Annotated in this window: 32 protein-coding genes; 15 read left to right on the forward strand and 17 right to left on the reverse strand. The window is 37.0% G+C overall.

Annotation, left to right across the window (positions count from 1 at the left end; genetic code table 11):
* Positions 1-51: 51 nt before the first annotated feature.
* Genes DSM106972_RS09290 through DSM106972_RS09300 form a run of 4 tightly spaced genes read right to left on the reverse strand, consistent with a single transcriptional unit; the run spans position 52 to position 3180 of the window.
* On the reverse strand, positions 52-579 hold the full coding sequence (locus DSM106972_RS09290) for a DUF1877 family protein (protein ID WP_127080448.1): 528 nt from the start codon (positions 577-579) through the stop codon (positions 52-54).
* A gap of 9 nt (positions 580-588) precedes the next feature.
* A complete protein-coding gene (locus DSM106972_RS54815) occupies positions 589-711 on the reverse strand; it encodes a hypothetical protein (RefSeq protein WP_267901082.1) in 123 nt (40 codons plus the stop codon).
* Between the two features lie 3 nt (positions 712-714).
* Positions 715-2142, reverse strand: a complete 1428-nt coding sequence (locus tag DSM106972_RS09295) for an ABC transporter ATP-binding protein (protein WP_127080798.1) — start codon at positions 2140-2142, stop codon at positions 715-717.
* Positions 2143-2190: 48 nt separating this feature from the next.
* The gene (locus DSM106972_RS09300; protein WP_127080449.1) at positions 2191-3180 is read right to left on the reverse strand and encodes a BMP family protein; all 990 of its coding nucleotides are present in this window, start codon (positions 3178-3180) and stop codon (positions 2191-2193) included.
* 112 nt (positions 3181-3292) lie between these two features.
* Between DSM106972_RS09300 and DSM106972_RS09305 the strand changes: the two genes are divergently transcribed.
* From DSM106972_RS09305 to DSM106972_RS09315, 3 genes are all read left to right on the forward strand, one after another.
* Positions 3293-3733, forward strand: a complete 441-nt coding sequence (locus DSM106972_RS09305; RefSeq protein WP_127080799.1) for a DoxX family protein — start codon at positions 3293-3295, stop codon at positions 3731-3733.
* Between the two features lie 17 nt (positions 3734-3750).
* Entirely contained in the window at positions 3751-4245 is a 495-nt protein-coding gene (locus DSM106972_RS09310; protein WP_127080450.1) for an ureidoglycolate lyase, read from the forward strand.
* 133 nt (positions 4246-4378) lie between these two features.
* A complete protein-coding gene (locus DSM106972_RS09315; RefSeq protein ID WP_127080451.1) occupies positions 4379-4900 on the forward strand; it encodes a DUF4330 domain-containing protein in 522 nt (173 codons plus the stop codon).
* A 53-nt stretch (positions 4901-4953) separates the two neighbouring features.
* Here the strand turns inward: DSM106972_RS09315 and DSM106972_RS09320 are convergent, their stop codons facing one another.
* The 5 genes from DSM106972_RS09320 to DSM106972_RS09340 form a co-directional block, all read right to left on the reverse strand.
* A complete protein-coding gene (locus tag DSM106972_RS09320) occupies positions 4954-5406 on the reverse strand; it encodes a retroviral-like aspartic protease family protein (RefSeq protein ID WP_127080452.1) in 453 nt (150 codons plus the stop codon).
* A 34-nt stretch (positions 5407-5440) separates the two neighbouring features.
* On the reverse strand, positions 5441-8368 hold the full coding sequence (locus DSM106972_RS09325; protein ID WP_127080453.1) for a poly(A) polymerase: 2928 nt from the start codon (positions 8366-8368) through the stop codon (positions 5441-5443).
* A gap of 17 nt (positions 8369-8385) precedes the next feature.
* Positions 8386-9501 carry an AAA family ATPase gene (locus tag DSM106972_RS09330; RefSeq protein ID WP_127080454.1) on the reverse strand — a complete coding sequence of 372 codons (1116 nt, stop codon included), beginning with the start codon at positions 9499-9501 and terminating at the stop codon, positions 8386-8388.
* 153 nt (positions 9502-9654) lie between these two features.
* Positions 9655-10446 carry an RNA ligase family protein gene (locus DSM106972_RS09335; protein WP_127080455.1) on the reverse strand — a complete coding sequence of 264 codons (792 nt, stop codon included), beginning with the start codon at positions 10444-10446 and terminating at the stop codon, positions 9655-9657.
* A 375-nt stretch (positions 10447-10821) separates the two neighbouring features.
* Entirely contained in the window at positions 10822-11136 is a 315-nt protein-coding gene (locus DSM106972_RS09340) for a hypothetical protein (protein ID WP_224176766.1), read from the reverse strand.
* 228 nt (positions 11137-11364) lie between these two features.
* On the opposite strand from DSM106972_RS09340, the gene DSM106972_RS09345 reads away from it, so the two are divergent.
* Positions 11365-11979: a PAP/fibrillin family protein gene (locus tag DSM106972_RS09345; protein ID WP_127080456.1), complete on the forward strand. Its 615-nt coding sequence runs from the start codon at positions 11365-11367 to the stop codon at positions 11977-11979.
* Here the strand turns inward: DSM106972_RS09345 and DSM106972_RS09350 are convergent.
* Positions 11907-12080, reverse strand: coding sequence for a TMEM175 family protein (locus tag DSM106972_RS09350; protein ID WP_222596625.1), 174 nt, complete (start codon positions 12078-12080; stop codon positions 11907-11909). The genes DSM106972_RS09345 and DSM106972_RS09350 overlap by 73 nt on opposite strands.
* A gap of 281 nt (positions 12081-12361) precedes the next feature.
* Between DSM106972_RS09350 and DSM106972_RS09355 the strand changes: the two genes are divergently transcribed.
* Complete coding sequence (locus DSM106972_RS09355) at positions 12362-13615, forward strand: glycosyltransferase family 2 protein (RefSeq protein WP_127080801.1); 1254 nt, start codon at positions 12362-12364, stop codon at positions 13613-13615.
* Positions 13616-13743: 128 nt separating this feature from the next.
* Here DSM106972_RS09355 and DSM106972_RS51015 read toward each other — a convergent pair whose 3' ends face one another.
* Positions 13744-13959, reverse strand: coding sequence for a hypothetical protein (locus tag DSM106972_RS51015; protein WP_145837734.1), 216 nt, complete (start codon positions 13957-13959; stop codon positions 13744-13746).
* Positions 13960-14062: 103 nt separating this feature from the next.
* On the opposite strand from DSM106972_RS51015, the gene DSM106972_RS09360 reads away from it, so the two are divergent.
* The 6 genes from DSM106972_RS09360 to DSM106972_RS53285 all read left to right on the forward strand — a co-directional run bounded on the left by DSM106972_RS09360 (position 14063) and on the right by DSM106972_RS53285 (position 18040).
* The gene (locus DSM106972_RS09360) at positions 14063-14329 is read left to right on the forward strand and encodes a hypothetical protein (RefSeq protein WP_127080458.1); all 267 of its coding nucleotides are present in this window, start codon (positions 14063-14065) and stop codon (positions 14327-14329) included.
* A 218-nt stretch (positions 14330-14547) separates the two neighbouring features.
* Positions 14548-15636 (forward strand): chorismate synthase, encoded by a 1089-nt coding sequence (aroC, locus tag DSM106972_RS09365; protein WP_127080459.1) that lies wholly within the window; start codon positions 14548-14550, stop codon positions 15634-15636.
* Between the two features lie 100 nt (positions 15637-15736).
* A complete protein-coding gene (locus tag DSM106972_RS09370) occupies positions 15737-15898 on the forward strand; it encodes a DUF4258 domain-containing protein (protein ID WP_186538865.1) in 162 nt (53 codons plus the stop codon).
* 346 nt (positions 15899-16244) lie between these two features.
* Positions 16245-17462, forward strand: coding sequence for an ISL3 family transposase (locus DSM106972_RS09375; protein WP_127080460.1), 1218 nt, complete (start codon positions 16245-16247; stop codon positions 17460-17462).
* 190 nt (positions 17463-17652) lie between these two features.
* The gene (locus DSM106972_RS09385; RefSeq protein WP_127080461.1) at positions 17653-17874 is read left to right on the forward strand and encodes a hypothetical protein; all 222 of its coding nucleotides are present in this window, start codon (positions 17653-17655) and stop codon (positions 17872-17874) included.
* Positions 17852-18040 carry a hypothetical protein gene (locus DSM106972_RS53285; RefSeq protein WP_127080462.1) on the forward strand — a complete coding sequence of 63 codons (189 nt, stop codon included), beginning with the start codon at positions 17852-17854 and terminating at the stop codon, positions 18038-18040. The genes DSM106972_RS09385 and DSM106972_RS53285 overlap by 23 nt, the downstream gene beginning before the upstream one ends.
* A gap of 83 nt (positions 18041-18123) precedes the next feature.
* On the opposite strand, the gene DSM106972_RS09395 is transcribed toward DSM106972_RS53285, so the two are convergent.
* The 4 genes from DSM106972_RS09395 to DSM106972_RS09405 all read right to left on the reverse strand — a co-directional run bounded on the left by DSM106972_RS09395 (position 18124) and on the right by DSM106972_RS09405 (position 19723).
* Positions 18124-18363: a hypothetical protein gene (locus tag DSM106972_RS09395; protein ID WP_127080463.1), complete on the reverse strand. Its 240-nt coding sequence runs from the start codon at positions 18361-18363 to the stop codon at positions 18124-18126.
* A gap of 2 nt (positions 18364-18365) precedes the next feature.
* The gene (locus tag DSM106972_RS09400; RefSeq protein ID WP_127080464.1) at positions 18366-18941 is read right to left on the reverse strand and encodes a hypothetical protein; all 576 of its coding nucleotides are present in this window, start codon (positions 18939-18941) and stop codon (positions 18366-18368) included.
* 82 nt (positions 18942-19023) lie between these two features.
* Positions 19024-19170: a hypothetical protein gene (locus DSM106972_RS51305; protein WP_158632796.1), complete on the reverse strand. Its 147-nt coding sequence runs from the start codon at positions 19168-19170 to the stop codon at positions 19024-19026.
* Complete coding sequence (locus DSM106972_RS09405) at positions 19160-19723, reverse strand: phosphorothioated DNA-binding restriction endonuclease family protein (RefSeq protein ID WP_127080465.1); 564 nt, start codon at positions 19721-19723, stop codon at positions 19160-19162. The genes DSM106972_RS51305 and DSM106972_RS09405 overlap by 11 nt, the downstream gene beginning before the upstream one ends.
* Before the next feature lie 45 nt (positions 19724-19768).
* Between DSM106972_RS09405 and DSM106972_RS09410 the strand changes: the two genes are divergently transcribed.
* Positions 19769-20188 carry a hypothetical protein gene (locus DSM106972_RS09410; RefSeq protein ID WP_127080466.1) on the forward strand — a complete coding sequence of 140 codons (420 nt, stop codon included), beginning with the start codon at positions 19769-19771 and terminating at the stop codon, positions 20186-20188.
* A gap of 140 nt (positions 20189-20328) precedes the next feature.
* On the opposite strand, the gene DSM106972_RS09415 is transcribed toward DSM106972_RS09410, so the two are convergent.
* Positions 20329-22131, reverse strand: coding sequence for an ArnT family glycosyltransferase (locus DSM106972_RS09415; RefSeq protein WP_127080467.1), 1803 nt, complete (start codon positions 22129-22131; stop codon positions 20329-20331).
* A gap of 146 nt (positions 22132-22277) precedes the next feature.
* Between DSM106972_RS09415 and DSM106972_RS09420 the strand changes: the two genes are divergently transcribed.
* From DSM106972_RS09420 to DSM106972_RS09430, 3 genes are read left to right on the forward strand one after another with little or no spacing between them, the layout of a single operon-like run.
* A complete protein-coding gene (locus DSM106972_RS09420) occupies positions 22278-22532 on the forward strand; it encodes an SWEET family sugar transporter (RefSeq protein ID WP_127080468.1) in 255 nt (84 codons plus the stop codon).
* Between the two features lie 34 nt (positions 22533-22566).
* Positions 22567-24210: a B12-binding domain-containing radical SAM protein gene (locus DSM106972_RS09425; protein ID WP_127080469.1), complete on the forward strand. Its 1644-nt coding sequence runs from the start codon at positions 22567-22569 to the stop codon at positions 24208-24210.
* A gap of 37 nt (positions 24211-24247) precedes the next feature.
* On the forward strand, positions 24248-24436 hold the full coding sequence (locus DSM106972_RS09430) for a CPXCG motif-containing cysteine-rich protein (RefSeq protein ID WP_073620405.1): 189 nt from the start codon (positions 24248-24250) through the stop codon (positions 24434-24436).
* On the opposite strand, the gene DSM106972_RS09435 is transcribed toward DSM106972_RS09430, so the two are convergent.
* Positions 24437-25216, reverse strand: coding sequence for an FkbM family methyltransferase (locus tag DSM106972_RS09435; protein ID WP_127080470.1), 780 nt, complete (start codon positions 25214-25216; stop codon positions 24437-24439). It abuts the gene before it with no gap.
* Between the last annotated feature and the right edge of the window lie 136 nt (positions 25217-25352).

The following is a 25352-nucleotide window of genomic DNA, read 5'->3' on the forward strand; positions in this document are numbered from 1 at the left end:
GGATGCCCACCCCACAAGAAAATATTAGATATTTTTTGTTTAAAATCTTCTCTACCCAAAATGTAACAACATTGCAGTTCCCTTTTCGGTAGCATCTTTATAGTAAGTAAGTAGTTTATTGTATGCATCATTTAAAATGTGTTCATAATCTGCTTCTTCTAACCCATTAAACCTTAATCTTTCTCTCATCTGAGTGTAGGAAAACTCTGATAATGCTTGAGCAATTTCTTTAACCTCTTTATCAGTGAAGTAGATTAAACCGAAATCACTTCCATCGTATCCTAAACTCTTTGCTCCAAAAATAGCATTAATCAATGGCAAATCATCATTTGAATTTTTGCCAATTAAATACGGTATCTTAACATCAAATTCATAACCAGTGAGTAAAAAGTGAAGAAACTTCCATGTTTTATCAATGTCTAAGTAAGCTCCTTTTCCTTCGTTCTCAATTATATGTATATCTTCTTTGATTTTCTCAAATTCTTGAGGCTTATCTATTTTTAATTTTTCTAATGTCTCTATATAATACTTCGTTGCTTCATCATACCATTCAATATCGCTTGTATCATTTTGATTAATTGTAAATTCTTACCAAAATGGTGAGTCTGGTAAGTATTTTGCATCTAAAAATAAACCTAAAAAATCAGGATATTCTATAAGCTTATTCAATAAATAGGGGGATACTTGTTTAAACTCTAAGGTAATGCCCATAATTTATCTTTCTACCCCTCCCATAAGCAAGCCTATTTGTTCAACTGTCGCATTAGCAGCGTCCAATATATCAACAAACTCACCTTTGTACATTACGGCAATTCTGTCACTCATTGCCATTACTTCTTCTAACTCGGTTGAAATATATAAAATTGCTGTACCACGTTCTCTTTGTGCGAGTAACCTTTGCTGAACTGCTTCAATTGCTCCAATATCTAACCCGCGCGTTGGTTGCATTGCTATAATTAAACATGGTTCTCCAGCTAATTCGCGCGCGAGGATGATTTTTTGTTGGTTGCCACCAGAAAGCTGACTCACTTTAACATTAACATCAGGCGCCCGAATATCAAACTCTTCCATTGCAGACGCTGCATTACTTTTAATAACTTCTTGCTGCAATAAACCACGACGAGAAAACGGTGGATTTTTAAAAGCTTTTAATATCAAGTTTTGAGCAATATTAAACTGCAATATTAAACCTGTTTTCTGCCTATCCTCTGGAATATACCCTATTTTGACTCCTGTTCGGGCAAGAGCTTCTGCTAACTCTCGCTGTCCATTACCATCAACACCAGCAATACCTAATATTTCTCCTGCGTGCAGTTCAAAAGAAATATTTTTAACTACCGTAACACCTCTATTATCTTTGACTTGTAAATCTTTTACTGATAATATAATTTTACCTGAAGCAATAGGTTTTTTGTTAAGATGTAAACTAACTTGGCGCCCAACCATTAATTCAGCAAGTTGTTGTGATGTTGTTTGCTGCGTCGTTGTTGTTGCTACTACCTTTCCTCTTCGTAGCACGGTTACAGTGTCACATAAATTAATTACTTCTTCTAATTTGTGACTGATAAATATAATAGTATGTCCATTCGCTGCAAGTTGACGAAGAATGGTAATTAATGATTTAACTTCTAATGGTGTTAAAACTGCTGTAGGTTCATCAAGAATCAATAATTTTGCTTGACGGTATAAAACTTTTAGTATTTCTACACGTTGCTGCATTCCTACAGGTAAATCTTCGACTTTGGCAGTAGGGTCAATTTCTAAATTATATGCTTGAGATAAAGCTTTGATTTCGGCTTGCTTTTGGCGTAGATTTAAATTAATATTTTTACCAGTACCAAGAATAATATTTTCTGTCACAGTTAATTGTGGTACAAGCATAAAATGCTGGTAAATCATGCCAATACCTAACTTTATTGCATCCGCAGATGAGTTAATTGTAATTAATTGTTCTTGTAAATATATTTGTCCTGCATCTGGCTGGTATAATCCACTGATAATATTCATTAAAGTAGACTTTCCGGCGCCATTTTCCCCAAGAATAGCGTGAATACTTCCAGACTCAACACATAAATTAACATTATCATTAGCTATAAAAGCGCCAAATTGTTTAGTAATATTCTCTAATCGTAAATATGCCATAACAAACTCTTGTAAAAACTCTTGTGGAGCGGGCATCCCTGCCCGCCCCTAATTTAAACTAACCTTCTTATCTATTATCTGTTGCTTAACACCCAACACTTGTTTTTGCAATGCTTGCGGAACAGCATCGCTAAATTTACCTAAAGTCAAAATATCAGGTCTTTCTAAACCCAGCTTATAAACTTCTCCTTTAAGCTCTTTCTTCTGTGCCAACTCTGCTAAATATGTAATTGCCACATCAAGATGTTTCACCGCACTAGTTAAAACAGCTTTGGGTGCTATCTCTAACTGGTCATTTGTATTACCAAACGCATAAACCCCTTTATCACTTGCGGTTTGTAGTACAGTAGCAGAAGCACTATCTAACCATTGATAGATGACATCGGCGCCTGTTGATATTAAAGCAAGTGTAGCTTCTTTAGCTTTTGCGACATCGTTCCAATCACCTGTAAAAGTTGAACTTATTTTAATATCTTTTTTAACAGACTTGGCGCCTAACTCAAACCCGCGTAATTCTTCTTGGGTTGCTTGAAATTCTTGTCCTGCTATATAAGCTAGTTTATTCGATTTTGTCATAGTAGCGGCGACAATTCCGCATAGGTAACTCGCTTGCAAATGGTCTATTCTGAGAGATGCAATGTTGGCGCCTTTCACATTACCATTAACACCAATAAAGAATGTATTGGGAAACTGGGGTGCTATTTGTTGAATGGCAGCGTCAAATTGTCCACCGTGGGCAATGACTACATTGTAACCACGACGGGCAAAGTCTGATAGTACCTCAGTTTGGTCAGGTTGGGAAACTTTTTCAACGTGTGCGGTTTCTACTCCTAACTTTTGTTTTGCTAGTTGCACTCCTTCATATCCAGATTGGTTCCAAGCTTTATCGGATATAACTCCGGGAAGTGCGATGGCTATTTTAAAGTTACCAGTGCTAGTTGTGGTTTGATTATTGCTGCACGCTACAGGAATAAGTGAACCACAAACTATGGCTGAGGTGTATACAATAAATTTACGTCTGTTCAAATTTGTACTCATCTAGAAGTCTCTACTATATATTGTTGAATTCTAACTGGTGACTGAAGACAGTTTTACGCTTGGTTGCGAAAATGAATTAATACATTTAACTATATATAGTCGGCGCCGAGCAATGAATAACAGAAAAGAACTTTTACGTGTAATCCTTGCTGTAGCTATCATTATTGTGGGAATAACACATTTTACTGCTGTGGAACCATACGCACGAATAGTTCCACCTCAACTACCGAACCCAGATTTTTGGGTGTACCTCAGTGGGTTTTTTGAAATTTTAGGCGGAATTGGTTTACTTGTACCACCTGTCAGTCAAGCAGCAGCATGGGGATTGTTTGTACTGTTCATCGTAGTTTATTCTGCTAATATCAACATGGCAATCAACCACATTAAAATTGCTGACCATATTCCAACGGGTAATTGGTTTCATGCCATTAGACTGCCGTTACAATTTCCATTACTTGCTTGGGCACTATGGTATACTAAACCCTCGAATGACCCAGAGAAGCAAGCATCGATTATTCCCAAGCGTTTTCTTTCTAAGCTAGATTCAAATTAGAAAATTATATAAAACCTATGGCGCCATCAAAAACTGTACAGCAAATCAAGGCAGAGTTAATTACACCAGAAAATTTTAGTGACTACGGGCAAGTCATTTTTGCGAGTAAAGATGGTAAAAGCTTTGATAGTGAAGATGCTCAATTAGTTTTAGATAAAGGTATACCGCGTTTTTATATCATGCGTTTAACAAAGCGGGGTAATAAGTTTTACAACATTACTCGTCATGGTCAATGTACACAGTGTTTAGGTTCTTTGGAAGGAAAAGACTGGTTAATTGCTGTATGTCCAGCTAATAACAGCGTGAATGAACCTGATTTAGATAGAATGAAAGCTTTTAAAATTCCAGGAAACTGTTTTATCAAGTTGAATGTGGGAACTTGGCACGCAGGGCCATACTTTGACCATGATAGTGTAGATTTTTATAATTTAGAATTGAGCGATACGAATATTGTTGACCATTACACCCATAGCTTTCTCAAAAGTCATCAAGTTGAGTTTGAGCTAATTTAGTTTGCGTAGGTACGGCAAACTGGCAAACAAATTATTGATTCAAGTGACTTAATTAAAGCTAGGATTAATAAACGTAGCATCTGTAAGTACGTGTTACGAGTTGTTCAGTTTGCATAATTAGGCACTTATTATAATGGTAAATTTGAATTTTAAGAGCCGCTTATTTATCCTGTTTACAAGACTATCATCTTTTATTAAGCGCCTTTTACTAGTACTTTTACTGTCATTAGTAAGTATTTTTTGTTATCCATCGTTGAGTTTAGCTCAACCAAGTTCGACTCAACCAGTAGAAATTGATTTATTTGTGCAAGGTTTGAGTGTTAAAAATCCAAAAGCTTTTCTAGAACAAGGATTAAAACCAGGTACTCAAACTAACATTACACTAAAAAATCAACCTGAAGGTAAGCTCAATATAAAATCAGTCAAACAAATACCGATAACTCTATCTGTACCGCAACCGGATGGTTCGGTGAGGGAGTTACCTGACCCGAAGGAGAATTTTAGGATGGATATATTAATTACTTTGACAGGTCAAGCGAATGTTCAGGATAAAGGATTGTATTTGGGTAAAAGTCGATTAAAGATTGGTACACCTGCTGAAATCGAAGGTTTTAATTATTTCACCAGAGCAACCGTAATTGATGTGCGGTCATAAAAATGTGTATTATGTAGAGACGTGACATGTCACGTCTCCACAATATCATCGTTTTATATGCGAAAAACAGGAGCATCAGGATTTTTAGGATTTGGAATTAAACGATGATTTTTACAATCCACAAGTAAATCCAATTCTTCTAATACAGTTTGACCGATTAATACATCATCTCCAGTAACTAATACAAGTTCTGCTGTTTCTCGTCCTTCTATTTCGATTAGAATCGGTCCACCTAATCCAATCATTTCTTGTCTTCCGTCTGCATACTTTGCTTGTTGCTGACCACGAATTCGCAAACCGAGTTGTTGTGCTATTTGCATTGAAATAACAGTACGTACTGCACCTGTATCTATCAATGCTTCTGTTTCGTAGTAGCGTAACTGGTTGGGGTTAAGTAGTCCACGACTTACTAGTTCCTCATCAATTACGTTAGTTAGCTTAACTTTAACTCTAACTTCTCCCATTTCTTCACTTTGCCAATTTTCTATTCGATTGAAATCTAACATTTTATTGTCTCCTTTTTTCAACTTTATAAATTAGCTACTTGAGTTGATTCGTGTGAGAGTGAGAAACCGGGTTTCTGTTTGTGCTAGTGATGATTGTTATGTTCAGTGTGGAAGAAACCCGGTTTCTTTGGGATATAAAGTCTAAAGCTAGTTGCTCTATTGTTTTGATATCATAGTTTGGGGAAAGGTGTAAGAAGAGTGTTAGACAGGCGCCATTTTTTATTTTATCAAGTTTGGTGTTGGGTCGAACAAAAATGTCGAGTTGTTCGAGTTGAATGATTAACCCAACAATACAACCTTCTAGCATACCGCAGTGTTTTTCTAATTCTTGTGGGTTTGAGTTTGTAAGTGTGATTTCTAGAAAGGTGTTGTATTCTTGCTGTAGATTAACTGGTTCAAATAATGATGACCAATTGATTTTATCAGCATTGGTAAGTTCGGCGCCTCTTTGAATTTCTGAGCGTAGTATTTGGGATGTGGAACGGGTGATGTTACGCGCGGTATTTTGGCAGGGTTCTATAGATGTAATTATTGGCAGCCAGTCACGAGGTAATTGTACTTCATATTGGCGCCCTGCTTCTGTAAGGGAAATAGGTTGTTTCCAGTCGTGCTGATTTAATATTTGGAAGAAGTGAGCAAATAGTAATTCAACACTTTGGGAAGCTTGATTGTAATAAGTGCAACTCCAAGCTGCTAGTATAACCCACGAAAAACCACCGAGAAAACCCCAAGCATTTCCGTAGATACAGCGTGATTTTGCCCAAGCTCTGACTGCTCTTAATAATGTTTTGAATAAATCAAATGATACATATTTAGAGACAGTATCTGTAATTAAATCAGCTTCCCAGCAACCGATAATAGCTTTGAGACTTGCTGCGTCTATTCTATGTTCAATCGCTGATGCTGTGCTTTCATAACGCGCGTACAATAAATCTATAGAGATTGTCTCAATTTTTAAGCGTAATACAGGAACACGCGCGTCAAGCACGACTTGAGAAGATTCGCATAATTCTTGCAGGTGTTGCTGTACGTTATGAAGAAATGCTTCCCCAACTATATAACTAGGAATTACGCAAACTATATCTATATCGCTTTGGGGAGTTTGGACACCTAAACGTGCAGAACCTAGTAAATGTATGGTTGGTGTAGTACCCAAACATTCTGCACATGCTTGTTTAATAATGTCTATTATGGTTTGACGCTGTATTTGTTGTGTTTGGGTAAGTTCGGGTTGCAATTGGTTTATTATTTTTTGTAATTCGTTTTTTCCTCCCAAAGGTATAATGTGCTTAATTTCAAACGCTTTATCTCCTTGACGACTAATTAATGCTACTGAATTTACTGTAAAACTAATTGGGCGCCATTGAGGCAACGTTGAATATACTGCTTCTAGGTTAGGAAATTGTCCGACACTCAGATGCGGTGTAAAACCAGTGCCAGATTTTTTGCTTTGTTCATCGCATTGTGGAAATAGATTTTGTAAAACGGTTTGCAATTCATGTAGAGACGCGACATGTCGCGTCTGTTCAACAACAGGACGTAACCAAGCGGTACAGTTTTTACGATGGGTAAATGTGCCATACTCGGTTAGGGTAATTGTGAATGGTTCTAGTTTTGATAGTTCAGGTGAAATTATTTTTACAGCTTGTTCAAAATAAGATTCTGGTAAAAAGCCATATATAAGAGTAATATGTGGCATCCATCGCTCAAATCTGGCATCATATTTTTGGCGTATTTCCTGAATAGCAGGTAAAACGTCATCTGGTGGAATTATGACGATAGCACTTTGATAAATTGGACTAACTGTAGTTAGATTTGGGGAAAAGTGAAAGACTGCACGCACTCCAAAATGGTCGGATGGATAAAGTCCTTTTGTCGCATTTATTGGTGTGCAAGCAAATAGGTCTATTGATTGTGGAATGTAATTACCTCGTAGTAAAATTCTGTCTAATCTTCCAGGTTTACCAGAAAGACTTAATAATGCAGCTAAAGAATTACGGTCTGGGTCAAAAGTGTAACCTGCTTCATAAGGATGTAGTTTGTGCCAAACGTCTGTAAAACCAGCGTTTGTTAAAATTTCTTCTTGTTCGTTACCTCGCATATTAAAGTCACCCACAATTAAGCTGTCTCCAGATTGATTTTGTAGGTATGCAAGTAATACTGAAAGCTGCTGTGCGCGTTTTTCTACAGCATTTTCTGCACGGCTACTAGTTAAATGTACTACTGCTAGATGTAATAATTTATCGTTGATTTGCCATGTCCCTACTAGTACATGTTTGGCGCCAAAGAATTTATGTTCTACTAATGTAAACGGAAAGCGTGATAATAATAAGTTCCCGTAGGGTTTTACTGTATCTCCGATGTTTGATTCGGAAATAAAATAATGATGTGTCCAGTTTTGTGATAGTAAGGATTCAACGAATTGTGGTGTTGCTTCTTGAATGGCAATAATATCTGCTTCGCATTGACGCAATTGCTGAAAAATCGCTGGTAATCGTTTTTCAGTTTGAATTTTCTCGGTTTCGTACAGGTTAAAGAGTATGTTGAATGTTGCTACTGTAAGGGTGTTTGTTTTTATATTTTGTGATAAGTCATTATTTTTCCATTCTTGGGTATCATATTTATAAACAGGTCTAATGTTAAATATTGGCGCCTCAATATCTATTTCTGTTTGTGTAGCATTACTTTTCCATGCAACGGGAGGTAATTGTCCTGTTGATATCAAGTCTATGTGCTTTTCTCTGTCCCAGACGGTAATATCTCCACAGCGAATGTAACGGATGCGGTGCATGGGAATGTCTCCGTCTGTTGACCATTGGGCTAATGGTTTTTCTCGTATTCCGCCGGATATGCGTTCTGTGTAATATGCGATGAATGCGCTGCGATTAAGGCGTTCGTCCCAAATGATGCGGTTATATATTTCGTTGATGGGCGCCATTTTTTGTTTTTCTGGTTCTGACATAATTTTATGAAGGAGTATTACGAGATGGTTACGGTATGCGCTTCGGTGATGTTGGGTACTTCTAGGCGGTTTCTCATTTTGTACAGAACTTTTTCTGGTACTTTGGCTGTGCGTTTTTTGTTTCTTTCTAATAATGTATGCCAGGGCGCCTCTAAATAGACGATGCGTATTTTGGCTTGATAGCTGGCAAATTGGCGAATTAAGATTCCGCGTAATTGACTACTGAGGTTTGTTGCATTCCAAACAAATGATTCTCCGTTTCGCAGGTACTGTTTGGCTAATATTTTTGCTGCGTTTGCTACTTCTCCTTGGTTTTCGTCTGGGTCAATATTCATAGTTTGACGCAGTTTATCGAGGGAGATTACTGGAAAGGAGGGAAGATTTTCTTGTATCCAAGTATCTTTACCTGAAGCTGGCAGTCCTGACATTATGACAACTTCCATGCGGGTATCATCATAAGCTTCATAGTCTGGGTTGCCTTGCTCTTTTTGGAAGTAAACAAACCGACTATGGGAATTAGCAAATTGTCGGGGTTGGTCGAAGCACTTATTTTCAATAGCGTATTCACGGAAAAACTCTATACGTTCTAGTAACTGCGCTTGGTCATTACAGTAACGTCCACGTACATCTGCTTCTGCTAGTAGTGCTAACATGTCGCACCTGACGATTTGACTCGTTTTAATTACCGACCGTTCGGGATTTGGTTTATCCCAAAACCACAAAGGTAAACTGCCATATTTAACTAAGGCAACTATAGCTTCGCGTTCTTTGAAGGGTACGTTCATATCCCAAAGTATTTGCTGTGCCCGGAATGCACCTTGTAGTACGTGACCTTTCGAGGAAATGGCGCCCGAAATTTCATCAATTTGAGTGGCAGCAGGTTTTGCAACATCATGAAGTAATGCCGCAGCAAATAATATTGAGCGTGAATGTAGTGGTAACTGGCGCCATTGTGGTAATGCAACTAATGCCTCACATACAAGTTTAGTATGTATAAGTACATTACCCTCAGCATGATAACGTGGGTCTTGAGGACAATCAGCAAGCGCGCGTAACCAATCAAATTTCGATTCGAGCGCAGCCCAATTTACAGACCAGTTTGTTGTTTCATCAGGACAATAAGGAAAATACATATTTTTGACCTGAATTATTTATTTTGTTCTTGTGGAACGGGCATCCCAAACCGTCTCATATTTAAAATGTTGAATATTTAGGAAAACTACCTGTTTTGTACTAGGGACGGGCAAGGATGCCCATCCCACAAGAAAATCTTGCATGTACAGACATCACGGCGCCGCAAACAAATCCACATCCGCACACAACATATTGGGTATAATTGGGCGATTTAACCAATGTCCATCAGATTGTTGGATAGTAGTTAAAAAGCTAGAGCGCACGTATTTATAACGAGATTCAACCGTATTATCAGGTTCAACCTTGATATACAAACCTTCCATAACATCGCTTCGGTCAGTTTGTTTTAACGAACGTTCAACATCAAGCCCTTTTTCCAGACAAATTTGTTCAAAGCGTTTTAAATGCTCAGGTGTTTGGTAGTGTGATTTTCCTAGTAATTGAATTAATTGTTTATATGATTCAAGTTTGCCTGTAAATAATATCGGTACAGATACCAATGGCAACGAGGCTAATAGCTCTTGACGAGTTGCAGTACTTAGAAACACTTGGTTTTCTAAGTCCAGCACATCATATTCGAGAAAGTAATGGGGTAAGGCGTCGTAAAATACCGTGTGCTTGGCATATAACCACTCTCCATAGAGAATATAGCGACTTCCCAGTACTGAATAGAAAGCTACTGCATGGGTGTTTGCCCACTGTTTGAACAAGTTGAAGTGCTTTTCACGGGCGCCACCAGTTAGGTAATGACCCCGACTTTGCAATTTAATTTCACCAGTTGGGCTAAAACTAATCGCTGCATTGGCGCCGTCAACTTTTTCTTCGACGACCACATATTTATTTTTAATAGCATCAAAAGGAATGCTATCTAGGTCTTCATCCCCAGGCTGCAACCGCGAACCCTGTATATGATGGGTACGCGGATATTTATAGATTTGTTCCATATGCTTTTGTCACCTTAGCATCTACAATCAAGTTATTTCATAGCAAATCGAAACGATTTTACAACCTACCAATTGCGGTTAGCTTGCCATAATTCGCCGTTGTTAAACATTTTGATTGAGACGAGGGACTACATACGTTTGTACCTTTTTTGAATCCAAGGGTTGTATTTATATAATACAGGTACTTCAATAACTCTGGCAACGGTTCCGGAAATGGTTTGAATAAATTTTTTAAGATGCTGCGTGGGATGTAACAAGAGGCGCCGATAATCGTTTTAGTATAAATGTTACGTGTGTGTAGAGACGTTACATGTAACGTCTCTACCTACCGGAACGGATAATCAACCGAACAATAAACCCGGTTTTCTATTATAATTATTTATTAAGAGATTCTAAGTATTTTAGAATACGTTGATTTTCTAGTGTCAGTTCTCTAATATCTGCTGATAAATCCCTAGTATCTGCTACGGTACTATCAATTCGTCTCTGATTATCAATCATTTGACGTTGCATGTTAACTATTTGTCTTTGCATTTCATCCACCCTTGGTATAATGGTATTAGCCAAATCTGTCAAAGCTTGAATGGACTTAGCGTTAGATTGAATTAGCTCATGAGATTGCTCGTTCAAAGCTTGAATTGATTTAGCATTAGATTCAATAAGTTTTTCAAGACGTTCTATGTCACTCATATTTTTATTTAACTCTATAATATAATATTATGCCAATACATTATATTTTAGGCAAGCGTAATCAAAAAAATACATAAACTTAAGTGTGTTTTTGTAATAATTATAGGATATTTTAAAATACTACTTTTGAAGACAAATGATTATTTGATCAACAAGATGTTTAATTAACGAACTGCGCTAGTTTGCAAAGAAGAAAGGAAGGATTAACACAAATTATATAGGTTTTATATGTCAGGAGATATAACAAAACGGTTGAGTACGAAACGCGAATTATTACAGCGCATCGAAGCGTTGGAATTTAAGCAAAGGTTGTTTCCAGCTTTGAGCGGACAAATTGATGCACTTGTACAATCTTTAGAGGATGTTAATCCGACTGACAACCCACTATCACCGAACCATCATAATTTACTATCGGGTAGTTGGGATTTGATATACGCATCGCGAGGTACAGTTGTAACGCGCTCTTTTGCTTCAATTCCAGATTTTATTGAACGCGAAATCAAAATTAATCGTATTTGGCAAACATTGGTTATAAGTGAGAACGAGAACATTTCTACAATCAATAGCGCAGAAATTGCATTGCCTTTACTGGGAACATGGCAAATAGAAGCAGAAGGTTACTGGAAATCTGAAAGTGATGCCAAAACTGCAAAAGTCAGCTTTAGTGCATTTTCGACGCGCGCTATAAATCCTTTTAATATATCTTGGACTCCTGAACTGAAAATTCCTGTTTTGGAGTTTCTCAGAAATGAGGCACTATGGATAACGTCTTATTTAGATGATGACCTGCGAATAGGACGCGGAGCTACTGGAAATCTTTTTGTGTTTTCACGTAATGTGTAACACATATAAATAAAACTAAGTACGTAGTTTAAAAATACTGGAATTAAAGGACGCAATGCTGTTACGTCATTACCATGTGGGACTTTAAGTTCCAGTACCATAATGGTAATGATAATGGCTATCACACCATCGCGCTCATGCTTCTAACCTTCCTTTTAGCATATGTATATGCTTTGTTAATTGTTTAGATAGTAAGCATTTTAGCTTAATTGTGTAGAGGTATAAAATTAATAGAAAGTTAAAAATATTCTTGAAATATGTTATTTGTTGGTAAAGGTACAGAAATATAGCGCGCAAATGATAATCATATATATGTGTGCTTGAAGTGAATTACATCTCTACATCAATCTTTCAAGTGCAGTCGATTTTAATGGTATGGCAAATGAAAGATTTATTAGTACTACTATCGCAGGTTTTACTTGGATGGCTTGTTTTTCAAATCGTTAGTATCAGTATCTTTTTCATATCCCTACGCTCGACCCATAGCACTTACAGTCACGAAAAATTACCAAAAACTGCTGTTGTACTATCATTGCGGGGAGCAGACCCTTTTTTATCAAATGTTCTACGCGCGCTTCTACATCAAAATTATCCTGCATACGATTTAAAGATAGTTGTTGACAACATTACAGACCCAGCGTGGAATGTCGCTATAAATGTAATAACAGAGTTCGGCGCCAGCAACTGTTCTCTTAGCGTTTTAAAAAACCCCCTTTCTACATGCAGTCTTAAATGTAGTTCAATTGTTCAAGCCGTTTCTGAGCTAGATGCTTCATATCAAGTTGTAGTGTTGGTTGATGCGGATGCAATGGTTTATACAAACTGGTTGCGTGATTTAGTTAGTCCTTTAAATAGCCCAAAAGTCGGCGCCACAACAGGAAACCGCTGGTATTTACCCGATGGTATATACTGGGGTTCGCTAGTTAGATATATATGGAACGTCTCCGCAGTTATTCAAATGGTTTTATATCAAATAGCTTGGGGTGGTTCACTAGCGATAAAAACCGAAGTCATTCATCAAACAGGATTGATAGATATTTGGAAACGCGCGTATGCAGACGACACACCACTGCGAAGCATATTGAAAAAACACGGTTGGCAAATTAAGTTTGTCCCTTCAGTAATGTTGTTAAACCGTGAAGAATGTAAACTACCTAATTTAGTACACTGGTTAAGGCGCCAGTTATTTTCATCACGACTATATCACCCGTTTTGGTTTGCTGTGGTAGCTGATACTGTATTCACAATACTAATACCAAATATAGTTTTACTAATTGGCGTAGTAGCATTAGTAACAAGAGATTTAAGCACATTCATATCAGCCGTAAGTTATTTTGCTGGCTATATGATATTCTTAGTCATTTTTATCTTGCTAATAGATAAACGCATCCGAAGTATAATTAGTAAACGCTGTGAAATATTACCAAAATCTTCACCCCTGACCGCATTTAAACTTTTAATAGCACTACCCTTAACTCAATGGATAAACGCAATAGCAATGGTAGCTTCACATTGGGCGCCGACCATTAACTGGCGTGGTGTAACATATCGGATAAAAGGACGCTGGAACATAAAGTTAACTGAATACCATCCTTATCAAAGCAGCAAATCAAACAACAGCAAAATCTCTTTATAACACATCTTGTGGAGCGGGCATCCCTGCCCGCCCTACTATTTTGTAGTATAGGACGGGCAAGGATGCTCATCCCACAAGAAACTATCTTACAATTAGAACAAGAAAACAGAAGACGAAAGTATTAAAAATTACATTGCTAAAAATATTGCTACACCTATCCCAGTTCTTGAACGTCTTGCACTAGATTCTTCTGAACTTGTTTGCATTAGTGTTACAGAAAATCCTAAAACTCCAGCAACTGCTCTCCATGCTTTAGTCAAATCAAAAGAAGTTAAAATTTGTAAGAATGTAGCAAAGCATCCTACTACATCATTTAAAACTCTTTTAAAGCTAGCAGGAACCAATCATGAAATAAATTATTCATTACTAGAAAGAGAGAATCTTCCTAAAACAGTTATACGAAAATTACTAAGAGCAACTTTAAATCTCATTAAACATGAAGATAGTATGATGGGATTTGAGTATGAAAGCTCGATAATTGAGAGAATTGCAAAACATCCAAACACACCTATCGGGATGCTTGAAAAGCTAGCTTTTGAAAAATATCCTGAAATAACACGATACACTCAAAACAATGCTTCTGTAAGACAAAAAATTAGAGTATCTATAGCTAGTAATCTCAACACTCGTATTTATATATTAGAAGAAATATTACGGACATCTGATGATTATGTCAGGAAAATAGCAAAGAAAAATTTAAAACATAAAACTTAAAATTAGCTAATACTAAATAATATGAAACTGCGAGTAATTAAATCCCCTCAACCCCCCTTAATAAGGGGGGCTAAGAATAGAAATTTATTTCAGGCGCCAACATATGCTGTTAATGTTATGCGTTTTCACTGTATAATTCAATAACACCAAAAAATTAGATATCCTACCTATAGCTCACTCACTGTAGAATATAAAAACTTGGCGCTTACTGGATTATTATGGGCAACACATTTGGACATCTGTTTCGCATTACTACGTTTGGCGAGTCTCACGGTGGTGGAGTGGGAGTTGTGATTGATGGGTGTCCACCTAGGTTGGAAATTACCCCAGAAGAAATACAGTTTGAACTCGACAGGCGCCGTCCTGGGCAAAGTAAAATTGTCACACCACGCAAAGAAGATGATACATGTGAGATTCTCTCTGGTGTGTTTGAAGGCAAAACACTGGGAACCCCTATATCTATATTAGTACGCAACAAAAATACTCGTGCCCAAGACTATGACGAGATGTCGATGAAGTATCGCCCATCTCATGCTGATGCAACATATGATGCAAAATATGGGTTTCGTAACTGGGAAGGTGGTGGACGTTCTAGCGCGCGCGAGACTATTGGTAGAGTAGCAGCAGGCGCCATTGCTAAAAAAATTCTCCGTCAAGTTGCAGGTGTCGAAGTTATTGGTTACGTCAAACGCATCAAAGATTTAGAAGGTATTGTTGACCCAGGCGCCGTTACACTCGAACAAGTAGAAAGTAACATAGTCCGCTGTCCCGATGCCGAAGCAGCACAGCGTATGATAGATTTAATCGAAAAAATTCGCAACGACGGTAACTCAATAGGTGGTGTCGTCGAATGCGTCGCGCGTAACGTACCCAAAGGATTAGGCGAACCTGTATTTGATAAACTCGAAGCGGATATTGCCAAAGGTGTAATGTCACTCCCTGCTAGCAAAGGATTTGAAATTGGTTCAGGATTTGGTGGAACATTATTAACAGGGTTTGAACATAACGACGAATTTTATATCGATGAAAACGGTAACACTCGCACCGTCACCAACCGTTCTGGTGGCATTCAAGGCGGCATTTCCAACGGTGAAAATATCATCATAAATGTAGCATTTAAACCCACAGCCACCATCCGTAAAGAACAAAAAACCGTTACAAACGAAGGCGAAGAAACAACATTAGCAGGTAAAGGAAGACACGACCCCTGCGTATTACCACGCGCGGTTCCAATGGTCGAAGCAATGGTAGCACTAGTACTATGCGACCACTTACTAAGACATCATGGTCAATGCAAAGTACTGTAAGTAAAATCTAACTGATCTTCTTGTGGAGCGGGCATCCCTGCCCGCCCATAAAGCTGATAACACACAGCAGCAGAATATTCTAAAAAAATAATATTTTGGCATGAAGTCAATTGAAGAAATTCGTCAACAACTGGAGTATGGAGAGTTTGAATTTAGCCGTCATGCTTTTAAGCGCGCAGTAGAGCGTAACATTAGCGAACAAGATATCAAAGAAGCTGGAAAAAAGGCTGATATTTCCGTGGATGTTTTTGCCTTTAATTAATTGATATCCATAACAAAGAAAACGCCCCAAGGTATGTGAAGAAGGACAAAAATCCCCCGTATAATTAGGTGGCGATTTTTTGGAGTAATTCGGAGTCAATAGTAGTAAAAGAATATCTATATCCATCAGACCGATGAATGGGTTTGGTATTTTTCGGGCTAAAGCTTGTTTCTTTACCTCCAAATGGAATGTTATTTCTTCTACTGTGAGTGTTCTAAATACAGCTTTACCGCTTCAGTTACAATTATTTCAGGTGATTGTCCTGTCTGACGCGCAAAATCTGGTTCTTGCGTACTTAACGTGCTAAAATAGTAGCGTACACATTAATATTTCAGTAAATTTAATTATGAAAAGAGTCCTTACTCAACTCTTAAACTTACCAGACGTAACGGTAGAATCCAGTATACAAGAGGGTTTGGTATTAATTTTATCAGTAAGCAAAAAGGAAAAAAGTGCAGTATGTCCGCACTGCGGTACAAAGTCAAGACATCTACACCAGAATCAAAACCATTTAGTAAAAGATTTACCAATGGGGGATAAAGAAGTAATACTAAATTTAAATAGACGAAGATTTAAGTGTAAAAAATGTCGAAAAACTTTTAGTGAGCAGCTTGATTTTGTTGGAACAAAAAAGAGTTTTACGCATCGATACGCAGAAAATATTGTTAAGCAAGTTATTAGTAGTAATGTAAGTAATGTTGCGGAAAATAATGGATTAAGTGATGAAGAGGTTAATTCAATGATTGAAGACGTAGCTCAAAAATTGCTGCCAATAGATTTAAGCAATTTAAGAAGGTTGGGAATCGATGAAATTAGTTTGGTTAAAGGTCAAGGAAAGTTTATTGTTGTACTTGTAGATATAGATACGGGGAAATTAATAGGGTTAGTAAAAGTAATATTGCAAATTGTAATAGAAAATTTTATGAAAACGTGGGGAGAAGAAGTTTTAGAAAAAATAGAAGAAGTCAGTATGGATATGACCGGAAATTATAAAAGTTTAGTCGATAAAGTTTGCTCAAACGCTGTTGTGACGGTAGATAGGTTCCATATTACCAAAGTTATACATCAAGAGCTAAATCAAGCTAGAATAGACGAAAAGAAAACAGCTTTAGAATTAAATGTCGAGTCAAGAGAAAAAGTATTTGATAGTTTAAAAGGTAACAAGTTTACGCTCTTAAAAGCTGAAGATAAACTTACGGATAAACAAAAAGATAAATTAGATAAAATCAGGGAAGCGTCACCTTTATTAGGAATTATGCATTCATTGAAAGAGGAATTTCATGATATTTTTGATAACAGTGAAGATTTAGGAGAAGGAACTTTAGAGCTTCTAGATTGGTTAGAGAAAGCTGAACCTTATTACCAAAAAAGTGTTAAAACAATTAAACGATGGTTTGGAGAGATAATAGGATATTTTGAAAGAAAAACTACTAATGGAGTAGTAGAAGGAATAAATAATAAATTAAAATTGATAAAAAGAAGTGGATTTGGTTTTAGAAATTTTCGCAATTTTGAAATTAGAGCTTTACTTTCTTGGCATTATAATATTAATTTAGCACGCTAAGTACGCAAGAACCGATTAAATGCAGTACCCCAGTTACTACAAACAGGAATGAGCATCGAACAAGTCGCACAGATTCTTTCGTTAACAGTGCAAGAAGTTGAAAGTTTAAACCCTAATTAGAAATTAGTGGGGTTCCCAAAATTAAATAATATAATGTAATGTAATGTAATGTAGCCAAGTATAAATAATTATGAACACTCTAACAGAAATCGAAGCTGCAATTAAAAACTTGCCAGAAGATGATGCCCGTCAACTTGCTGCATGGCTTCAAGCATATTTAAATGATATGTGGGATGAGCAAATAAAGGCAGACTTTATGTCAGGGAAGTTAGATAAATTAATAGCTAAAGCAGAAGCGGACATAGTAGCAAACCGTATTAAAGATTTAGATGAAGTCCTTAACGACGATTGATTTCTGGCGAGCGAAAAAAGCTTATCGCATTTGGCAAGAAAACCAACAGCACCCCTCACTGCATTTCAAAAAGGTGGGGAAAAATCTTTGGTCTGCGCGTGTAACAGATGATTATTACTGGTTTTGGATTGGTTCCCATAATGAATATGATGCTCTGTTAAATTAACATTCACTAACATTCACTTTTGACACTCTCAGCCGCTTCTGGTCTGAGATTCTGCGGACAAAGTAGCTTGCTTCCTAGGCTCCTTACGCGGAACGTGCCACACCAAAATCAATCCTAATTAGTCCAAATATTCCGCCGCTACCAGGCACCACAAAGTCATCTATCTTGGCACCTGTCTTACCGTTATAACGTGCAACTTTATTTCTACTTTGTTGAGTACTAATAGAACTTGAAAGGTATAAATTACCATCAGAACCAAAGGTTAAGTCTTCTACAAAGTCTAATCCGTAATGTTTATAATTTATGTATAAAATTATTGGCAATTTTAGGCGCCTTTAGGTAGTGCTGTTTGCTTATTCACAGGCGGCGGCATCTTGTGGAGCATTTCTTTAGAACTACCCCTCATAAGACAGTGCCATTCGTCAAAAGTATCTCGGAAACATATACCGCTACTGTCAGGAAAAGAAGTAACGGAGCAGTTTTTTCCAGCTGAATAAAGACGATTAATTTCATAGCAAACATAACTGGTGTAGCTGCCTCTAATATCGTATATAGGTTTTTCTGTGTCGATGGCTAAAATTTTTCCCCCTTGATAACGAGTGTATGTAAAGTCGTTTGTGTTGAATGGACGCGAGCGTGGGGCAACTTTAAGATTAAGATTGTCGATAAGCCATAAAGAACTAGTAGGGCTAACTTGACCAGGAGTTCCATTATGCCATTCGTTATCGCAGATAAAATACATCTTTGCTTGTTCGACACTAAGCGCTCCCCTGGACGGTTCTGTTCTTGATGGACAAGTGCGAGGTTTAAGTGTCGTTCCATACGTGGAAGTCTCAGCAATTACTGCGGTAGGTATTAAAATTGCAAGCAGCATAGTGCCGATTATTTTGAGATTAAGCATTAATTCCACTTTCCAGTACTTAAATAGTATTTTTACTTTCGGTAACAATAATTGAATGCTTTGTTTACTTCAGTGATTGATATCACGTATTTTTACTGATATCAATCACACTTTTATTAATGGGAAAGCGTGTAACAGCTAATTTTGATGCAGTTAAATCGGCGCCAACAAAGTAACGAACGGCGCTGATAATATTAATTATATACTTAGATATTTCTTTAAGCAGCATTAAATATATTCTCCCTGTGCCATCGCAAAGCTTCTACCCTTGGGTAATATTGCTGTTGCGCTGGTAATATAATCTGTTCCCCTACAAATTGTCGCATTGGTTTACAGTTCGGCGCCTCTTCTCTCAAACCATCCATAACAATAATTGAGTAATCATCATTAATACTGAACCATTCATCTATCAATACCTGTGTTAGCACGCTTCTATTATGAGAGTCTTGTAAGATTTGCCACAACTCATCATCCAAGTACGCATATTCTACTGCTTGTTTGATGGCGCCTGCTGATACTAGTTTTGCTTTGGATGTAATAGCTAACTCAAATCCTGGGTTTGGTTGGAAATGCCAAAACCCATCGCTTCGTAGGTAAAAAAATGGCTGACCTATATCTGGCTTGCGGTTCGGTTCCAAGTAGCGCCAAACGTTCATAAATGTGGCGACCAGTTCACCAGATAGGGGTATTTGATTTTTTCTAATCTCTCCTCGGCTGATTAATTCGATAATAGATAATAGTAAAATTGGTTTGTTGGGCGCCGTTCCTGTGCTGCGATTCATTATCTACGTACTAGTAATGGGCAAATCGAACAAATAGGTAGTAACTTGCTACCCAACGCTATCAATAACAGAACTCAAATAGTTGGTGAATTTTCTCTAACAAATAATCAAACTCGTGCTTTTTTATGGGATAGAATCAGTGGTGTTCGCGATTTGGGTGTTTTAGGTATAAGTAATAACGGTGATAGTTTCAGCAGTGCTTATGGTATCAATAATAAAAGTCAAGTAGTTGGTACTTCTACTACAAATATTGGTACTAGTGGCTTTATTTGGTCTGACAGTGTTATAACCGACCTACAAAGTCTTATCAATCCGTCGAGTGGTTGGGTTATACAAGATGCTTGGGCAATTAATGACAACGGGTACATTGTTGGCAATGGTGTTTTTAACGGCTTAGAACGCGCTTTTCTCTTGGCGCCAAGTAAGAATTTTTTGGTTCGAGGAAGCAGAGTTTTACTAAGGTGACATCTACAACTTGAGGAACGGCACCTCTGGCTAAACTCTCGTAATCTTGTAATATTTTTTCAAGCGCGCTCAGTGCTGAAACATGAACGTAAAGCGCATCAGGTAACAGCTTACCATTACATCCGTTACATCCGTTGCCATTACTTTCTCATTAGCACAGAAACAGGCGCCAAATCCCATCCTTGAACAAAAGTATCATTATTATATTTAATTTGTTCAACTTTTTGCAACTTACTACGCTTAGTATACATATAAATCAGACCACAAGGTTTAAAATTATTCTCTGGTAATTCTTCTTTTACTGATGAAGCATTAAAAACGTTGACGTGACGTATTGTATATTCATTTTCTGGATATTGCTGCATTATTATCCACAATGGATATTCCCAGGTATCTTGACCCATCATTAAACCAACTTTGTAACATTGATTTGAGTTTAAATATTGAACTGCTTGTATATAAGGTTGTTGAAGTTCGGGTCTATTTTTAAAGTACTGTTCAATGCGCGGAGTTTGAAAAATATTGTTGCTGCCTATAACTGGTTTGTAGCGGTTAAAAAATACCCAAGGAAGTGCTGATAAAATTAATACAATAGCAATGGAATGAATTACTTTTCTAGGAAGATTGGATAATATTAAGCCCAAAAATGGGGTTAATAAGACGAAAAATGGTAAATGTAATCTTGCGTTCCAAGGTTGCCATTTAACTAGGTAGCAGAAAATACAAAACGTCGTGCAAACTGTTAGTATATAAGAACCTGCTTGTTTTGGAAACTTGAGTTTTAACTGGTTGCGAAAAATAAATATGACAATACAGGTTAAGGTTAATAATAAGTGCAACAAATTCCCGGCGCCGTTTTCTTCTCCTGAGAAACCAATAGGTGTACTTATATGTAAAGCTAGATTTCTTAAAATATTAGAAATTATCACATTTACACCAAGAATCTCATTCATATAATTACCAGGTTCACCCAAAGGGGAGTTAAAAACAAAGTAGTTACGTAAATAATGATTTATATTAATTACTAAAGCAAAACTTGCTACAAATAAGGCAGGTTTCCATACTGAGAAGCGTAGATACTTGATTTGCGATAACGTTACCCAAATTAAAAACGGCAAAATATAAAAGTAAGCTGTTCCTTTGGTTAAAATGCACAACCCTAAACTACAACCAAACAAAAGGTATGTATCCCAAGTGGTCTTTTTGCCTTTATCGATAATAATTAAACTATAACAAGCAAGGCAAACTAACCAAAATGCTTCAACATAATCATTTTGTGTACTCGATGCTTGTAATATTCCCATTGGTATTGTCGCTGCTGCAACCGTGGCAAATGTCTGTCCTAATGAGTTTGCTTCTAGTTGCTTTGCTATTAATGATACTCCTATCAAACACCCAATCATGCTTAACCACTGTACTGAGTTAGCAAAGTAGTCTCCCCCACTTAAAATTTGAAAGTGCATGATTACATATTCAAACCAGGGGTTTTGATATAGCTGTGGTGTGTAGCTTACTGGATAATGCGCTACACTAGAGTTTTGTATCCAATGTACTACACGTGGTATGTGGTAGTCCATTGAGTTCCAATTATTTGGTGGCGCCACTAAGCCAATTAAACCTGTCGATACTATAATGAATCCAACACCACTTAATAATAGAGTTGATAGCTTGGATTGTTTAAGATTTATAACCCTTGAATTTTGACTTGTTATTTGAAAATAAAACACTATTATCACAACATCAATCACCAACCAAGTGCTAAAAAGTGATTCAAATCTAATCAAATTAAACCAACTTAACGACTCTGTAATAGCGATGACTATTAAACCCCAAATTACAGCAGATGATATGATAGACAGGCGCCAAGAAGTATTACGATTATTTAAGTTATAAAAAATACAGTATAAAAAAGTTAAGGCAATGATAGGTAATATTAAAAGCATTGATTTAACTAATTACTTGCTTCAGTATGTATATTACCTAAGTTTTTAGCCTGTAAGATGAAGACCCAAAAATAAATCAAAATAACATAAATCTCCAATACCGCAGTATCATAAGAGACAGTGTTTATATATACTGGTTATCCAACATGGATTTTATTACGGGTTTAGGTCTAGTAGCTGCGACACTGACAACTTTCTCGTTTTTGCCGCAGCTTCTAAAAATATGGCAAACGAAGTCAGCTAAAGATGTTTCGTTTGTAATGCTGATTTTTTTCAATGCTGGAATTTTACTGTGGTTGATATATGGACTTTATCTGTCTGCTTTGCCCATTATCTTAGCTAACGGTATAACTTTGTTTTTCAACCTCATTATCTTAGTGCTTAAGATAAAATATAAATAAATGTATAATTTAAAATTACAAATCTAAAATTTCTATGACATCTTCTTTATTTGCCGACGAACACCTATTATTTGACCCTGTTACTCCTGATAATGATGCCATTCCTGTAATTTTCGCGTTTCCTAACGAGTACACAGTGGGAATTACTAGTTTAGGATATCAGATTGTATGGGCAACTTTAGCTACGCGCACCGATTTACAGGTGAGTCGTTTGTTTACTGATATTTCTGAACAGCTACCACGACAACCGGAAATTTTAGGCTTTTCGATATCGTGGGAACTTGATTATGTTAATATTCTCAGTTTACTCGAATCTTTAAATATTCCGATTCGTGCAAGAGAGCGCAGTACCCATCATCCTATTGTATTTGGAGGTGGGCCTGTTTTAACGGCAAACCCCGAACCTTTTGCTGATTTTTTTGATGTTGTTCTCTTGGGTGACGGGGAAAATTTATTAGGTGATTTTATTGATACTTATAAACAAGTTAGAGGTGAGTCTAGAGAAACTAAATTAAAAGCGTTGGCACAAGTACCGGGAATTTATGTTCCTAGTTTATATCAAGTTGAGTATCATAGCCCTGATGGCGCCATTAAATCTATACAACCTATTTCCTCAAATGTTCCTGCGACGGTTCAAAAGCAAACTTATCGTGGTAATACTTTATCTGCATCGACGGTAGTTACTGCAAAAGCTGCTTGGGAAAGTATTTTTATGGTGGAAGTGGTGCGGAGTTGTCCCGAAATGTGTCGCTTCTGTCTAGCAAGTTATTTAACTTTGCCTTTTAGAACTGCGAGTTTAGAAGCTTCACTCATTCCAGCTATTGAACGTGGATTAAAAGTTACTAATAGATTAGGACTATTAGGCGCCTCTGTTACACAGCATCCTGAATTTAACACATTACTCGACTATATCAACCAACCTAAGTATGATAATGTGCGATTGAGTATAGCATCAGTGAGGACAAATACGGTAACAAAAGAGTTAGCAGCAACTTTGGCAAAGCGCGATACCAAATCTCTAACTATTGCCGTTGAAAGCGGTTCTGAAAAAGTTCGCAAAATAATTAATAAAAAGCTCGAACAAGATGATATAATCCAAGCCGCTATTAATGCCAAAACTGGTGGGTTATCTGGATTAAAGCTTTATGGAATGGTGGGAATTCCCGGTGAAGAAGCCGAAGATTTAGATGCTACTATCAAAATGATGCTTGATTTGAAAAAAGCGGCGCCTGGTTTAAGGTTAACTTTTGGATGCAGTACTTTTGTTCCAAAGTCACATACACCTTTCCAATGGTTCGGTGTAAATAAGCAAGCAGAAAAACGATTACAGCTTTTACAAAAAAATCTGAAGCCAAAGGGTATCGATTTTCGTCCTGAAAGTTATAACTGGTCGATTATTCAAACTTTATTATCGCGCGGAGACAGGCGCCTGTCTAAGTTATTAGAGCTAACGCGCGATTTTGGCGATTCTTTGGGAAGTTACAAGCGTGCTTTTAAAGAGTTGAAGGGTCAAGTTCCAGATTTAGATTACTACGTTTACGATAATTGGTCACACGAGCAAGTATTACCTTGGAGTCATTTACTTGGACCGCTACCCCAATCTACATTATTAAAGCATTTAGCGGAAGCGATGAGTTTTGTAGAGGCGCCAGCAAAAGAACTTGAACCAAGTGTATAATTATCCTTCTGTGTAGTAAATTCTGCTAAATCCTAAAATGCAAACAACTGCTGTGTATTACTGCGCTTACTGTGGTGAAGAAAATCTCACTTTTGTTGATATAAGTGCTGGGTTTGAGCAATCTTATATAGAAGATTGCCAAGTTTGCTGTCGTCCGAATATTTTGTATGTACGAATTGACGAGGATACACTTGATGTTGAAATTGATACTGATTACGAAGAGTAATTATTTAGGTATAGCTAGAAAATTAAATGCTTGAAAAGGATACTGCATTGACTTCAAAAATTCTTCGTACACAAGCGGTTCTTTACCTGAAAGCCAATCTTTTACTAAAAAGATGGAATATGAGCGTGCGTCAAAAAACTCGTACATATCAACTGGTTGAATATTGTGGGCACTTAATCCAGAATTAGTACACTCGAAGACAATACTTGGTCGAGAATTCTGTAGTATATATTCACTACCTCGCAGAACTGCTAATTCACCTCCTTCAACATCAATTTTAATAAAGCCGATTTTTTTATCTGGTGGGATAATATCATCTAGCTCTACACAGTTGACTTTGAAAACTTCAACTTGTTCATCATCTGAAGCGTGTAAACGTAAACCGCTAAAGCCAGAGCGTTTAGGCTGTAAGTAAAAGTCTACTTCACCGACTGTATCACTTACAGCTACTTGTAAAACTTCTATATCTGGATATTTTTGCTTTAACCATTTATATTTGTAGGGTATTGGTTCGATAGCAAGATGTTTTCCATGTGGAGAAAGTTGCTTTATTATACTGAGTACCGAACCTAAATGGGCGCCGATGTCAATGCAATTCATTGATGAGTCATTAATGATTTTTGGTAATGCAGCGTCAATTAGCGATGATTCTTGATAAATTTGATGAAGTTCAGGATGCTGAATTCGTTGTTTGAATTGCGTCAAATCACGTAAATTACGCGCTACTGGCTCTAAAGGTGTACCAATTAAACGATGAGCAATGTACTCTTTCAATAACATAAGATGCAACCCTCTAGTTTGTTTTCAAGGATTTGCCATTAAATGGCTCCATCAAAATTATTACTCTGTTTACATATTTTCATCTACCCATTGATAGATTTGTAACTACAAAACAAGATTCCCGGCCTCATGAAAA

This window comes from Dulcicalothrix desertica PCC 7102, from assembly GCF_003991905.1.
GTDB lineage: Bacteria > Cyanobacteriota > Cyanobacteriia > Cyanobacteriales > Nostocaceae > Dulcicalothrix > Dulcicalothrix desertica.

What these genes read in the sequence shown, in the direction of transcription:
- DSM106972_RS54815 (WP_267901082.1), bottom strand. Translation starts at nt 711, where the DNA reads ATGGGCATTACCTTAGAGTTTAAACAAGTATCCCCCTATTTATTGAAT.
- DSM106972_RS09295 (WP_127080798.1), bottom strand. Translation starts at nt 2,142, where the DNA reads ATGGCATATTTACGATTAGAGAATATTACTAAACAATTTGGCGCTTTT.
- DSM106972_RS09300 (WP_127080449.1), bottom strand. Translation starts at nt 3,180, where the DNA reads ATGAGTACAAATTTGAACAGACGTAAATTTATTGTATACACCTCAGCC.
- DSM106972_RS09305 (WP_127080799.1), top strand. Translation starts at nt 3,293, where the DNA reads ATGAATAACAGAAAAGAACTTTTACGTGTAATCCTTGCTGTAGCTATC.
- DSM106972_RS09310 (WP_127080450.1), top strand. Translation starts at nt 3,751, where the DNA reads ATGGCGCCATCAAAAACTGTACAGCAAATCAAGGCAGAGTTAATTACA.
- DSM106972_RS09315 (WP_127080451.1), top strand. Translation starts at nt 4,379, where the DNA reads ATGGTAAATTTGAATTTTAAGAGCCGCTTATTTATCCTGTTTACAAGA.
- DSM106972_RS09320 (WP_127080452.1), bottom strand. Translation starts at nt 5,406, where the DNA reads ATGTTAGATTTCAATCGAATAGAAAATTGGCAAAGTGAAGAAATGGGA.
- DSM106972_RS09325 (WP_127080453.1), bottom strand. Translation starts at nt 8,368, where the DNA reads ATGTCAGAACCAGAAAAACAAAAAATGGCGCCCATCAACGAAATATAT.
- DSM106972_RS09330 (WP_127080454.1), bottom strand. Translation starts at nt 9,501, where the DNA reads ATGTATTTTCCTTATTGTCCTGATGAAACAACAAACTGGTCTGTAAAT.
- DSM106972_RS09335 (WP_127080455.1), bottom strand. Translation starts at nt 10,446, where the DNA reads ATGGAACAAATCTATAAATATCCGCGTACCCATCATATACAGGGTTCG.
- DSM106972_RS09340 (WP_224176766.1), bottom strand. Translation starts at nt 11,136, where the DNA reads ATGAGTGACATAGAACGTCTTGAAAAACTTATTGAATCTAATGCTAAA.
- DSM106972_RS09345 (WP_127080456.1), top strand. Translation starts at nt 11,365, where the DNA reads ATGTCAGGAGATATAACAAAACGGTTGAGTACGAAACGCGAATTATTA.
- DSM106972_RS09350 (WP_222596625.1), bottom strand. Translation starts at nt 12,080, where the DNA reads ATGGTACTGGAACTTAAAGTCCCACATGGTAATGACGTAACAGCATTG.
- DSM106972_RS09355 (WP_127080801.1), top strand. Translation starts at nt 12,362, where the DNA reads ATGAAAGATTTATTAGTACTACTATCGCAGGTTTTACTTGGATGGCTT.
- DSM106972_RS09360 (WP_127080458.1), top strand. Translation starts at nt 14,063, where the DNA reads ATGATGGGATTTGAGTATGAAAGCTCGATAATTGAGAGAATTGCAAAA.
- aroC (WP_127080459.1), top strand. Translation starts at nt 14,548, where the DNA reads ATGGGCAACACATTTGGACATCTGTTTCGCATTACTACGTTTGGCGAG.
- DSM106972_RS09370 (WP_186538865.1), top strand. Translation starts at nt 15,737, where the DNA reads ATGAAGTCAATTGAAGAAATTCGTCAACAACTGGAGTATGGAGAGTTT.
- DSM106972_RS09375 (WP_127080460.1), top strand. Translation starts at nt 16,245, where the DNA reads ATGAAAAGAGTCCTTACTCAACTCTTAAACTTACCAGACGTAACGGTA.
- DSM106972_RS09385 (WP_127080461.1), top strand. Translation starts at nt 17,653, where the DNA reads ATGAACACTCTAACAGAAATCGAAGCTGCAATTAAAAACTTGCCAGAA.
- DSM106972_RS53285 (WP_127080462.1), top strand. Translation starts at nt 17,852, where the DNA reads ATGAAGTCCTTAACGACGATTGATTTCTGGCGAGCGAAAAAAGCTTAT.
- DSM106972_RS09400 (WP_127080464.1), bottom strand. Translation starts at nt 18,941, where the DNA reads ATGCTTAATCTCAAAATAATCGGCACTATGCTGCTTGCAATTTTAATA.
- DSM106972_RS51305 (WP_158632796.1), bottom strand. Translation starts at nt 19,170, where the DNA reads ATGCTGCTTAAAGAAATATCTAAGTATATAATTAATATTATCAGCGCC.
- DSM106972_RS09405 (WP_127080465.1), bottom strand. Translation starts at nt 19,723, where the DNA reads ATGAATCGCAGCACAGGAACGGCGCCCAACAAACCAATTTTACTATTA.
- DSM106972_RS09415 (WP_127080467.1), bottom strand. Translation starts at nt 22,131, where the DNA reads ATGCTTTTAATATTACCTATCATTGCCTTAACTTTTTTATACTGTATT.
- DSM106972_RS09420 (WP_127080468.1), top strand. Translation starts at nt 22,278, where the DNA reads ATGGATTTTATTACGGGTTTAGGTCTAGTAGCTGCGACACTGACAACT.
- DSM106972_RS09425 (WP_127080469.1), top strand. Translation starts at nt 22,567, where the DNA reads ATGACATCTTCTTTATTTGCCGACGAACACCTATTATTTGACCCTGTT.
- DSM106972_RS09430 (WP_073620405.1), top strand. Translation starts at nt 24,248, where the DNA reads ATGCAAACAACTGCTGTGTATTACTGCGCTTACTGTGGTGAAGAAAAT.
- DSM106972_RS09435 (WP_127080470.1), bottom strand. Translation starts at nt 25,216, where the DNA reads ATGTTATTGAAAGAGTACATTGCTCATCGTTTAATTGGTACACCTTTA.